The organism is Candidatus Methylacidiphilales bacterium, from assembly GCA_025056655.1.
GTDB lineage: Bacteria > Verrucomicrobiota > Verrucomicrobiia > Methylacidiphilales > JANWVL01 > JANWVL01.
Genome location: JANWVL010000048.1, coordinates 1 through 13120 on the forward strand (window position 1 = coordinate 1; position 13120 = coordinate 13120).

11 protein-coding genes are annotated in these 13120 nt (G+C 36.9%); 5 read left to right on the forward strand and 6 right to left on the reverse strand.

Annotated features, from left to right (window positions below):
• Nucleotides 1-372: 372 nt before the first annotated feature.
• Complete coding sequence (locus NZM04_02380; protein ID MCS7062888.1) at nucleotides 373-546, reverse strand: hypothetical protein; 174 nt, start codon at nucleotides 544-546, stop codon at nucleotides 373-375.
• A gap of 195 nt (nucleotides 547-741) precedes the next feature.
• Here NZM04_02380 and NZM04_02385 point away from each other — a divergent pair, with 195 nt between their 5' ends.
• Together NZM04_02385 and NZM04_02390 are read left to right on the forward strand one after the other, a co-directional pair.
• Nucleotides 742-924 carry a hypothetical protein gene (locus NZM04_02385; GenBank protein MCS7062889.1) on the forward strand — a complete coding sequence of 61 codons (183 nt, stop codon included), beginning with the start codon at nucleotides 742-744 and terminating at the stop codon, nucleotides 922-924.
• Nucleotides 925-1248: 324 nt separating this feature from the next.
• Entirely contained in the window at nucleotides 1249-1392 is a 144-nt protein-coding gene (locus NZM04_02390) for a hypothetical protein (GenBank protein MCS7062890.1), read from the forward strand.
• A 303-nt stretch (nucleotides 1393-1695) separates the two neighbouring features.
• Here NZM04_02390 and NZM04_02395 read toward each other — a convergent pair whose 3' ends face one another.
• The 3 genes from NZM04_02395 to NZM04_02405 form a co-directional block, all read right to left on the reverse strand.
• Nucleotides 1696-3561 (reverse strand): hypothetical protein, encoded by a 1866-nt coding sequence (locus tag NZM04_02395; GenBank protein MCS7062891.1) that lies wholly within the window; start codon nucleotides 3559-3561, stop codon nucleotides 1696-1698.
• Between the two features lie 8 nt (nucleotides 3562-3569).
• Nucleotides 3570-3770 (reverse strand): hypothetical protein, encoded by a 201-nt coding sequence (locus NZM04_02400; protein ID MCS7062892.1) that lies wholly within the window; start codon nucleotides 3768-3770, stop codon nucleotides 3570-3572.
• A gap of 755 nt (nucleotides 3771-4525) precedes the next feature.
• The gene (locus NZM04_02405) at nucleotides 4526-4771 is read right to left on the reverse strand and encodes a hypothetical protein (GenBank protein MCS7062893.1); all 246 of its coding nucleotides are present in this window, start codon (nucleotides 4769-4771) and stop codon (nucleotides 4526-4528) included.
• 164 nt (nucleotides 4772-4935) lie between these two features.
• Here NZM04_02405 and NZM04_02410 point away from each other — a divergent pair, with 164 nt between their 5' ends.
• Nucleotides 4936-5070, forward strand: a complete 135-nt coding sequence (locus NZM04_02410) for a hypothetical protein (protein MCS7062894.1) — start codon at nucleotides 4936-4938, stop codon at nucleotides 5068-5070.
• Between the two features lie 1111 nt (nucleotides 5071-6181).
• Here NZM04_02410 and NZM04_02415 read toward each other — a convergent pair.
• Nucleotides 6182-8281 carry an ATP-dependent helicase gene (locus NZM04_02415; GenBank protein MCS7062895.1) on the reverse strand — a complete coding sequence of 700 codons (2100 nt, stop codon included), beginning with the start codon at nucleotides 8279-8281 and terminating at the stop codon, nucleotides 6182-6184.
• Nucleotides 8282-8294: 13 nt separating this feature from the next.
• Nucleotides 8295-10043, reverse strand: coding sequence for a hypothetical protein (locus tag NZM04_02420; protein ID MCS7062896.1), 1749 nt, complete (start codon nucleotides 10041-10043; stop codon nucleotides 8295-8297).
• A gap of 99 nt (nucleotides 10044-10142) precedes the next feature.
• Here NZM04_02420 and NZM04_02425 point away from each other — a divergent pair, with 99 nt between their 5' ends.
• Nucleotides 10143-12323, forward strand: coding sequence for a hypothetical protein (locus NZM04_02425; GenBank protein MCS7062897.1), 2181 nt, complete (start codon nucleotides 10143-10145; stop codon nucleotides 12321-12323).
• A 313-nt stretch (nucleotides 12324-12636) separates the two neighbouring features.
• The coding region (locus tag NZM04_02430; GenBank protein MCS7062898.1) for a hypothetical protein at nucleotides 12637-13120 on the forward strand (484 nt) is incomplete at its 3' end.

Genomic DNA, 13120 nt, shown 5'->3' on the forward strand with positions numbered 1-13120 from the left:
GCCCAGCGGGCCGAAGTGCGCGCCGATGACCGGCGTGACGAGCACCGGGTCGGGCGGCTCGATCGGCGCGATCGGCTGCAATTCGCGGCGCACCAGTTCGATGTCGCCGGTCTGTTCGCCGCCGGTGTAAACGATCGAGAAACAGCGCGCCGGCCCGGCGTCTTACGCACTTCTTCCAGCAAGCGCTCGATGCCGCGCCTACGTGTGCGCACGCGGTCCAGAGGAGTGACCGTACCTTGTTTAAGTTCGACCAACAGTTTGATCTGTAGCAGCTCACCGATGCCAGCAGTCAGCAACTACATGCGGCCGCTCTTGCGCAGGTATTTCAGCGTATCGGCCATCGCCAGGATGCGGATGCGCGGATGCGTTGTTTCATAGGAGCAAATAAAATTGGATGCATGAAGTGTCCAGAGAGACATAAGCAAATCGGTGATCAAACGAGGCAAGAATCGCAGCGGCAGCCAGCGCTACCTGTGCAAGGACTGCAATCGTCATTTCACCCCTCAGCCCAACCCAATCGGCTACCCGCCTAGAATCCCGTGCCAAGCCGTCGAGATGTATCTAGATTGCCACAGCTTCCGACGCATCTGGCGCAATCTGCGTGTCAAGTGCGCAATCCGTGGCCAACTGGGTCAAGTGCGCCGGCGAACGTGCCTTGGCTGCCCCCATCCCACAGCCCCCAACCGACGACTAACCGATCGTCGAGCTTGAGAGCAGTTCACATTCGTCGGGAGTAAAAAAATGCGCCGATCTCATCACGCAGGTCGAGCGCCGGACGCGCTGCGTGATGAGCAGGTAGATACCCTATCGCGCGATGAAGCGGTGTTACAAGCGATGGTGGATCAAGTGATACGAGCAATTCAGTATTGCACCGATAGCTTCAGTGGGTATATCGCTTTTGACTACCGTGGCGGCTGTCTCTAGTTGCGCCGGGCAAGTCGCAGACCTATTCTTCAGTAAAAGCAAGTCTCGCCGAGTTGCGGCGGCTCTTGCTCGCTTAGGCCGACGGGCGCGGTGCTTTTCGCGGTGTGTGGAGGAGCTACGGTGGTCGGGTGAGTCCTTTGTGCGATGCTGGAATTGGCGGCATCCCTTCAAGCAAGCGCATCCGGGTTATCAGAGCTATCCGCGGGACTACGCAAGTATTTGGATTTAGGCACTCCCGGAGACTAGGAGCAGTCACCTGTACACATGACCTAGTTAGCTACTGATTGCGTATTTGAATAGTAGATAGTAGATTGGTCATATGCCATGGAAGCAGTAGTTATCCAGATACATATCGCCAGTTTGGCTTGGAATTCTTGTTACGTGGCCGATTTGGTTGAACTGGTGGATAAAATGACGATTGCAGATCTTGCACAGATTGCGCTGGCAGTTGCTAGGATTCTTGCCTAGATTGATTATTGGTTAGTTTACGCCATTTGTATGTTTCATATTTTTAACTATCATTTACGCATAGTGCAATCCTGCGTTTAGATCATGTAAAATCCATAAAAATGGATATCCTCGTGGTAATTGTATAAAACGATGGATTTTTCATTTTGTCAAACACTTTCTGAGTACAGATTCAATTACTTTTCGCTGAATTATAACAATATCTATCTCATCAAGAGATCATATCTTTCAATTTGGCACTGAAAAATCAATCATTTTTGGCAAAGAAAATCAGACATGCAGTTATTCTAACATATTATTTTTTTAAAAGTAGGTGTCTATATTGTTGGATTTATAAATATAATCAAGAAGATTAGCTAAATGTAATGTTAGAGACCCTTTTTTAATCATCATTTTATTAATATATCTAACTAGATTATCTTCATATAATCTATAAAGAAAATGGTATATTTTATCTTTACATTTATCTTCTGTTTCTTTAAAAGCATATGCGGCAGCTGATAAGATAATTTCGTGATCGTTTTGTTTGAGTACCTCAATAACCTTGTTATATGGATTAGTTTCGATCGTATGGAGGTGCTTAAAAAAAAGTAGAAGAGTATGGTGTTTATTCAAAAGAGCTAATGCAGAATAGATTGCTTTTTTTATACATTCTCTTTCACCATATGAATCCAGTATTTCCTTAAGAATTACAGCGCAATTATTTCTCTCTGTAAAAATGTCCAAAAAAACTGCAAAAAAAGAGATCTCATCATCAAAAGATGAATTATTTACCATCCTCTCTTTTATTATCTTTAATGTAAACTCATGCGTGCGGGATGGAAAAACCGAACATAATTTAATAAAGATTAAGCGTTTTATATAATCTTTGTTATAATCATTAACAATCTCAGAAATCATCATATCTAAAACAGGGGATGATTGTAAAACGCGACAAATGATATGATTTAGCGATTCTATAACTTTATTATATCTATGCAACTCATTATTTCTTAATAAAAATAGCATTAAATCAATTAGATTATCTATATTAAGCGATTGGGTTAAATTAAGAACATCCCCAATTCTATTTATATATTCCTCCTTTTTATTCTTGATGAAATTATCATATATCATATTGGCCAAATCATCATTATCTACTAAAGCGGCTGCTTGAAATAGTGAGCATCGTATAGGAAGGTATGAGTGCCGATCTTTGATATAGCTGAGCAACCAATTTGATGCACGAGGGCTATTTGTTTTAGCCATACATATTATTTTATCATCTTCATCTAGAATATAATTAATTATATAATCATAAAGCTCTTCGGAGTAATTTTGTAGACGTTGATTGAAAGAGAGGAGATGCTTTTCTTTTTCTTTATCATCTACTTCCTGATTTTTTATGTACTGTCTTGATCTGTATATAATGTCGCACATAGCCTTAACTAAATCGGGACGAAACTGTTCATTTACCTGCGCTATCTTATTTTTAAGATACTCATATTCATCCAGAGACCCTATCTTGCCTAACGATTTTAATATATAACCTGTGTTATCTGCCGAAATATCATTAAGTAACTCTTCTTTTAAATATCTAACAACATCGGGATGTTTTACATCTCCCATCTTTATTATAATATGTTTTTTATTTAAACCCGGTGATATTCGGGATTCATCTAACAATATTTTACTTGCTTTTTCTTCTGGCATCTTAACGATTATATCTAATACCATTTGGATGATTTTTTGATCATCTGTATTTCTAAGTATCCAAAGCAAATCATTTATTATATTGCGATCATCTATTTCTCTGTGAGAAAAAACTATATCCAAAAGGCTTAGAGTAAATATAACTGGATAATTTTTATCATCATTGATGTATTTACGAATTTCTTCCATTGCCTTAGAATCACCTATTATCCATAATCCGATATAAGCCGCGATCGATTTATGACCAAAGTCTTTTATAATATAATCTAATAATACTTTTCTAGCCTTTTCATGACCAGTTAGAGATAAATATATCAATAGTTTTGGATCATAATAATCGTCTGATTTTATGCGATATAGCAATATATTATACAACTCGTCCGCATAATACTTTAACTCATCTTTATTTATTTTTAAATCCCATGGACTATATTTGAATAATATATTATCTATGAAATAATATATCTCGTTGTTCATATCCAATGTCAAACATAAATATACCAATCAACATTGTATATTTGATCTTGCGCTGGGTCCTTCATCTTAGCATAAAGCTGAAAGAGATCAAGGGTTGAATATATCTCTTTATTATTTTTGGAAAATTCACCACTCATGAATTTCGCAGTAATTTGTGGTGCCTCGTTTGAGAAACCAGCAATATTGAGCGTTTTATTGTTGTAGTTCATGGGTAAGAGGAAATATTTTACCGACATTGCAGCTACTGCTACCAAGTAAGGATTTGCACTTGTAGTCTCAGAGTAATCCCTTATATAATTAATAATACGCTCATGTGTTCATGATTTATTAACTGTGTAAATAATTATAACGCCATCTTTTTGTTTATTTTACTTAATGTAAGGGATGATTTTTGAAAGATATGTGCCAACACCAGGTTGAAATGTATTTTTTATATATCTCATCCCTTAACCTATAAGATAATTAACTTCAACTACTTCAGTATCTACCAATAAACAATCCACATTATCCTTAACTCCATATCGTATAAAAGGATAAGCAGATATCAATGCTGTTTCATATGCTCTTATATTATTAATTGATGAAAACTTCATGTATCCGGATTTATCAATAGTAATAAGCACTCTTTTATCTCAAATTTCGTTGAACTGGGCTTCCGATAATGCATCAAAAGAGTTTATAAGTAAATCATCCATTTCATAAAAGAAACACTTCTCAAACTTTTCACTGTTATACATTTTCCAAGCCTGATAAACTTGCATATAATGCAATCTATGTTTCTTGAGATATTTTATATCGGGCAGTTTTTCTTCACAAAATTAAAGGCGTCACTATTTGGCGCGATGATGCTCCGAGAGGATAGATTGACCAAGTTTATAAGTAAGCATGGAGAGGCATATAATAAAGGAATGTTTCCCACACACGATTTGATTTAAGATCTTTTGAATCAATCCACCCCAGGGAGTCAATAAAATTGGATACATGAAGTGTCCAGAGAGACATAAGCTAATCTGTGATCAAACGTGGCAAGAATCACAGTGGTAGCCAGTGCTACCTGTGCAAGGCCTGCAATCGTCATTTCACCCCTCAGCCCAACCCAATCAGCTACCCGCTTAGAATCCCGCGCCAAACCGTTGAGATGCATCTGGATGGCCACAGCTTCCGACGCATCGGGCGCAATCTGCGTGTCAAGTGCGCAATCGGTAGCCACATGGGTCAAGTGCGCCGGTGAACGTGCCTTGGCTGCTCCCCATCCCACAGCCCCCAACCGATGACTAACCTCTCGTCGAACTTGATGAGCTGTTCACATTCGTAGGGGATAAAAAAACGCGCCTATCTCATCACGTAGGTCGATCGCCGGACGCGCTGCGTGATGTGCTGGTAGATACCCTATCGCGCGATGAAGCGGTGTTGCAAGCGGTGGTGGATCAAGGGTCACGCGCATTTCAGTCTTGCACCGACAGCTTCAGTGGGTATGCTGCTTTGGACTACCGTGGCGGCTGTCTCTAGTTGCGCCAGGCAAGTCGCAGACCTATTCATTTGAAGCAAGTCTCGCCGAGTTGCGGGGGCTCTTGCTCGCTTAGGCCGACGGACACGGTGCTTTTCGCGATGTGTGGAGGAGCTACGGCGTTCGGTTACGCTTTTGTGTAATGCTGTAATCGGAGGCATCCCTTCAAGCAAGCGCATCCGGGCTATCAGAGCTATTCGCAGGACTACGCAAGTATTTTGTTTTAGGCGCTCCGCTTATTTTTATTAAAATTAAAGGAATGCTAATTATGGCATTCATAACACGATGGATAAATGAAACCATATTCATAAGATTAGATGAATGAAGCGTTTAAAAAGTATGGTTTAATATCTTATAAAAAATATAAGAATTGCTGCGGCAGGCATCATTAATAACACGAGTGTATATGTTTTTTATATTATTCAAATAAAAGATGCAAATACTTCAATTCAGAATAATACGTCAAACGATAATCTTTTGTCAAGATAAAAATCAATTCTTGTGTGACGATGCGAATCACAAGTGAATCGCGTCATTAATAGCCAACAGAATTACTCGGCGCATGATCACATACAGATTGATTTATCCGACCTCCATAAATGAAAACTAATTTATCGCCGCGATCGAAGACCGGTTCACATTTGTAAGAAGTAAACATACATCTATCTCATCACATAGGTCAAATGCTCATGCACGTCGCATGATGAACAAGAACTTCATCATGAACTAATATGTGATTTGTTGCTGATGAAGCGATTTGTAAGATAGTGATGAATTAAGATTGCGTGCGAAGACTTCTGGGCGAGTATTGCGGTTCGCTTTAGGTGAGTTATGGCCTTAGTCGTTTAAAGTAAGAATCATCAAATATCATCTTTCATTTAATTAATCCGACGATTTATTACTTCTATTGCGGTATATTTAGAAGTTATCACGATATGTCGAGTTATATTATGTGTTTAATTTGTTGCGTCATTGCTTCAGAATTTATTATGCTTGTTGAAGATGGTGGGGCATTTTAATTTAGATACTGCAAAAATTGGGTGGATTTTAATTTAATTCGTCACTAAATTTCATTCAACTGCCTTTATCTATTCGTAGGGTGTGATTATTAATTTATACAACCTGATTCGATTGATTCAATTCATTTGGTCTAGACAAACTTTTGCATATTCTTTCTATTAACTTATGAGGTGATCCAGAGCTTGTCATAATAAGATCATGGCGTGATCTTGTGATACCAACATAAAGCAATCTCATTTTTTCGCATATCAAATATCTCTCTAAATCGTATTTTGTTTTCGCGGGTTGATCGTTAACGATATAATAAGCCAGGTCATCGATAGCGTCGTATCTAAATTCTGAAGACGATCTGTTTTCGCTTAGTCTATATGGATAATGAGTTTCATCGACTGCAACGAGATAAACCCTGTCCCATTCTAAACCTTTAGACTTATGCACAGTTGATATTGTAATATAACCAGGAGAAGGATTAGGTTGATCAGTGAATGCTTCATAAATGCTGTTCTTGTTTAAATATTCAAGTAGCATCAGGGTATTTTTAAACTCACCAGTATATATATGATATTGAGACTGTATAATTTTTTTAATATGTAAGACAACCGAATATTCAGCTGGAGACGCCCCGATTATTGTAGCAATTTGGCCGATAATTGCATCTGGAGTTTGACCATATGATTTCAAAACGTCCCGCATTAAATTTGAAAACTCTTCAACTATCTGCAGGCTTTTATTATCTAAATTATACATATGGCCTTCTGATTTACCTCCCAAAAAATCTTTCAGATTATATCCAGACAAGTATTTCGTTATATTTCTTTCATAATCTGAGTTAATCCCTCTATTTTTATACTTAATATAGGCTTGTATTGCTTCAATAAATACTTTTTTGTTGCTAAGATTATCCAGTAGCTTGAAAACTGAATGTATAAAATTGATGAATATATCCTCAGATTTGCCCCACTTTATATTGACAGACAAATGATCAGATAAATCTGTCCCAGTTGTCTTATGAGAGAAGAATTTAAGCAATTCAGCTCCAATTTGGTTGTTTGGAACAAGAATAGCACAAGAAGAATGGGGATGATGTGCCATATAATTAGCAACATCTTGAAAGACAAAGAAATATTCTTCTTTTTTATTCTTAAAGCAATGGTATATTGGGAGACTACCAGATAAGTTACTTTTAGGTTGCATATCTCCTTGTATGACGAACGCCTTTTCTTTAATATAACTATCTGTATGTTTTGCGCTAATCACATTTACTAAAGCATTGGCTAATCGAATAATTCCATGGAAAGATCTTTTATTGTCGAAAATAAAATAGCGTTTTATCTCTCGGTTATTTTTTTCGTGATTACTTGCAATTTGAAAGGCAGCGTCTAATCTCTTCGCATAAACAGGAGAAAATGTAGTCATGATACTTTGATTAGGATCACCTACCCTTATCCAATTGCCATGTTTTTGAGATAAAACAGATAGCATATGAATTTGACTGATGGTGCTATCTTGAGATTCGTCCTCTAAAATATAAGACCAATAATTACAAAAATGATCTCTTATATCATCATATTTATTTAACATATTGATAGCATAGTAGATCATGCTATCAAAATCTAATACGCTTGATGCCAAGCTCATTCTTTGATAAATATCCACCACTTTTCTACATAACATAAGCTCCGGCTTGTTATATATCAAATTATTGATATATTGATCATCTTGTAGATTTATTTTACTCATCCAAAAACGCATAAAACGATAAACACGATTAGTCATGTCATAGATATTTTTAAATGAGACTGCTGCCTTTTTATATTCATCTTGGTTTTTTGTTCGAAACTCATCAATTACTTTATACAACATCCACTTTGATCTTCCTTCATCTGCTACTTCATAATTTGGGCTAAGCCCGATACGGTAAGGATCATAATCAATTATTCTCTTGGCTAAGCTGTGCAATGTGACAATATCACATCCTTCGAGTGGATATGGATCTTTATGGCGAATCGATCTTAAACGATTTTGAAAACTAATTACACCACTATTTGTGTAAGTAACGACAAGAATACGTGCATGTTGATTTTGTAGAACAGCGGCAATTTTTGCTAATATACTAGTTTTTCCACTGCCTGGAACTGCATTGACTATGGCATAACCACCGGAATATTCACTGACAATATCATTAAAATCCATTATTATTCAGGTGTTATGTATATAAAAAACTTTCAAACGGATTATTCTTGCCATTAACATTAATTAAACCTGAGATTTGCGCAAATATATATTTTTCGATGTCCTTCAAATCTTCCGCTTTTATTTTGCTCGTAGCTTCAAGAAACTCAGCGGGAGCTGTAAAAATATCTGGATGTTTAATGCTAAGAAGAAAAAAGACAAACCCAATTCCAATAGAAGTTAAAACTCTTTCTAAATCTTCAGGAGATGGTGAATTATTTTCTTCGTCTTTGGCGCTGCTTATTGTGTTGTTAATATTTTTATACATAAACTCCTTGATGTCTTCAGCTATACTTTTAGATATTTCATCGTCGTTTTTAGGGCTATTGTTGATACCATCTACAGCTTGATTATTTTCAATAGCTTTCTTTTTAGAATCTAAATGCATGACGTACCATTCTTTATAAACTGGTGACATGATCGGTCCCATTCTCATATTAACATCTCTCATCGAAGGGTGATTGGTTATCTTCTGAAGAAGCGAAGATTGAAGGGCAGGGTTAATTGTGAAGAGTTCATTCTTCATTTTAGTCAATGCTTTGTCTAAATATTGGTAAACAGCGATTAATTTTCCTGTTTTATCCTCTTTTTGAGAAGACATTTCATTGATGATCTTTTGTATTACATATTCAGCAGCTTGCTCGTTAAACAACACGATCCAATCGATAGACTTATTCTTTAAATCAATGCTGTTTTCTCGCCCTTCGATCCAATTAATAACTTGTGTATAGCTTGGCAAATCAGTCGTGTTCAATTTTTCATAAAGCCATGCTGCTAATTGATCATTTCCGGTGCCACCTTTGCACACTTCTTGGATTACAGAGTTAGGCGCGCCAGCACAATGTAAGATAGCGGCTGCCTTGATAATTAAATGTAGAGAGCGTGGGCTTAAGAAATTTTCTTCAGGATCTCTCTTTTGATACGGTTTATCTTTTCCATAAATCTTGTGTATTATTTCATCTAGTCCGGTTAAATTTTCAGATATGCGATTTAATAAGGCATGATACACTACTTTTACGGCACTAGCATCCGGTAAATCTGGGTGATGCCAATCCCATTTCTTTGGCTTGTTTAGCACACCATTCTCTAAAAGTTCTTGTGTGGCTTTTTTAACTAAAGCCTCGTATTCATAATCATTCATCCCAGCCGCCTGGGCATATTCTTTGGCGATACTTGCGATATCCTTTTCGTTTAAATATTTGCCCGCGTAATAATTAGCTATATCTGCCGAAGTTACACCCCATTCGAGAACCAAACAACGATTAATTAAAGGTTCAGGAAGTGTATCTGCTGATGTTGAAAATTTAGTCGAGTTGCCCATTAACAAGTACCATAATTTACCATTTCGTGCATAAGGTGAAAAATCATAACCAGACCATATACCGGTCATCATGGAGCTCTGTATGTGAGGCACTGACAAATTGCCATGTGTTACTTCATCCATAAAAATTAGGATTGGCCTATGCGGTTCTTGGGCGATTTTCTTGGCCAGCTCGTTGAATTGATGCATTCCTACAATAATTGGATTGCCATTGTGATCTGCATAAATCACCCCCGGCAACATTTCAGGCTCTAGAGCAGCCATGTTTAACATAACGATATGGGCGTTAATGTTTTCTCGTGCGAATGATAACGCAAATTGGGTTTTGCCGACTCCAAATGAAGATAGACAGAGAACAGGAATTCCTGATCTGACAAGAATGCTAATATATTCTGGTTTCATACTAATATTATAACACGCATATGTCATTTAGATGCATATTTAATGCCTGAGCATAACACAATAACTGCAAAGATGTCGAAATGCGTTTATAATATAATTATGATGGCAGTTGAAGACTATATCGCAAATATAAATATACGTGGCAATCACTACGAGAAACTAATTGAACTAATTATGACGTATAAAGATACGCCTGATGCTCTAGCAGTATTATTGAGAGACACAGGGACAGAAGAAAAATTAGCCCTACCTTATCCTGTTCCTGATAACGCATATACAGTTAATCTATTTGCCCTGTTTTTGGCTTTGGTAAGCGATATCGAAAATTCTCAAAACTTCCTGAAGAAAATTAAAGATGAAGTAAAACCTCAATATCGGCCGGTTTATGATGTCTATTTGAAAAGACTACCTAAGCTATACAGGAATTTCGTTGTTTTGTTGATAAAAGAGAAGAGGTTGGACGGATATCTTAGATTGGTTGGTGCTTATCCAGAAAGAGTGGAGGAGCAATTTTTCAATGATGATAAGAACTTGAAATACTGTTTATCTCATAAGAGATTATTCGGCAAGTATTGGCACGATGTGATTGCGGCATTTATCGAAAAGGGAAAAATTACTCCTGAAGAACTGGGGAAGATGAATCAGGTTGCCCTAGATGATTTTGCAAAAATTATGATTAAGGCTGGCGCCGATATTGGCTACGAGGAAATAAATAAAATCATTGCATATGGTATAGCAAATCAAGATCAGGAATTGTTGGTTATGATAGCATCGAAATATAAGGACAAAATAAATGAGAATAATCTGGTAAATATGTTCAACTGTTTATCAGGAGAGAATATCATAAAATGTGCAAAAGAGGCAGGGCATTTGCTTCCTACACCAACTTTAATTGACGCAATAAGACGATTAGACGATAAACATATTGTGAATTACGTTGTATCAATCTTTCCTGATGACGCTTATGTTCAAGAGCTCGCTTTTGTCAATTTATCGGATGAGGAAAAAATAAGAGCAGGACAGCGTTTCAAGAAATTATCACAAGCGACTTTAGTAGAAGCTTTTAACAATATGGAAGATATTTATGCCGTTGAAGCAGGCATACGATGGGATCAACTAAAAACAATGCCTCATATCCTGCTGAATAAATTCAGTCGGCTCAAACAAAAAGCAGCTTATCTGGCGGCAAGAAGTTGGCCAATTGTAACGACACAGATGCGGGAAGACTTGTTACTTAAAAGAACAGTCACAGGCGAATGGGCTTATCGCGCAGGATTAGCCTTTAAAGATATTCGCGTAGATGTGCTAAGAAAGGCATTTAAGACCTTAAGCGGATTCTGGAAAGTACAAGCTGCGATTCACTGGTGCGGCATAACCGAAGCGGATGTTTTGAATACATTTGAACATGCTACTGATAAAGCACTACTATATTTAGGCATGTATTCAAAATTTATTACAGATGAGATGCGTGTCAAAAGATTTTTAGAAGGTTATGGTATGAATGAGAGCGTATTGGTATCAGCAGCATTATCTTGGTCTGGAATTACAAATAAAGAGAAAGTCACACTTCTTCATCGTTTAAGTTCATCGAACCATCTTTTCCAATTAAGGCAAATGGATTGTTTTTCAGAGGAAGATTTTAGATTGATATACGAAAAGATTCAAGATGAAAGCTTAAAGATCCTAGCAGGAACATGGGCTGAAGTATCTTCAGAACAGCGGCAACAATCAATTTTAAAATTCTCGCCGTCTGGGATTATACAAGCTATGGCATATTGGGATGATCCTCAAATTAAGGATTTGCAATGTAAACTGTTAGACAAACTTACTGATATCTACCTTGCCGCCGCGGTCCTACAATGGGAAAATATCCCCCAGAATATTAAAGAAGAGATTTTTGACAGCATTATAGACAACCCTAAATGCGCCTTTGTATTATGTTACGACGCGGAAAGATTAAGTAGTCAGCATTATGAACGTGCTTTGAATAGTCTATCTAAAGATCCAACCCTATTAAATGAATACTTAAGCCGAAAACAAATGGAAAGTAGAGAAATAAATAAATTATCTAATCAATTATATCGGCAATTAAAAATGAGCCCTAAATATAAGATCGTAGGATCTAAGATCGATACAGCGTCCTTATTTGCTGAAGCCTGTCGTAAAATTCCATATGGTCTCTTACTCCTTGCATCTCAAGGGAAAATTGATGACTTTTATCGCCCGCCAGGTAAATCTCAATACGAACACTATTCAGAAAGTGAATTTGTGTTCTTTTGATAAAAAAGGAAATGGGTGGATTAAATAAAGCAATATTTGTTTGAGTTTGAATTTATAAAACACCCTTTCTTGCATTTTTATTAAAAGATGTTTATATTTTAAATCTAATAATTAATATTATTTGTGTTTAATAATTATACGGCACGAGGCGAGTTTGTTTTTGTTTTAAAAGACGTGTATTTAGACCATCATAATCTAAGTCTATTTATCTTAAAAAGTTAAAGGCTATGCATTAATCATGGAATGCATGCACTGCAAATAAATCTCTATAAACTCCTTTGTTAAATTATTGGGTGCGTATTATAATAAACACATGCATGGATTAAAAAAGACAGCTATAGCAATTTGCCTCCAATCAGATGATCCTGGCATGTTCAATCATCTCATTTTTCATTACTTATTAAAAGATTTAGGCAGGGGAGATATACATATTATCCGACCATTGCGTGGAGATCCTGTTTTTAATTATAAGCTTAAAGATATCGAGAAAGGCATAAATATAGGTCAATTAGACATTATAATTAAATTTAAAGAAGTAGATAATCCTTTGCTTTACGTCGGTTTCTTACAACAAGTAGATAGCTTATCTTATGCTGATACAGCTATAGATAAATTGAATGAATACGGGATTAATACAATTCTTATTCCGATAGGCTTGTGGGCTGAAGTACCCTTTCATATGCCACGCCGATTTTTATATTTGGCAACGCATGAGGAATTGTCAGAAAAACTAAAGGAATATTCTATGCATCCTATGCACGGAATTATTAGGGATGATTTCTTTATGGATGTATTAT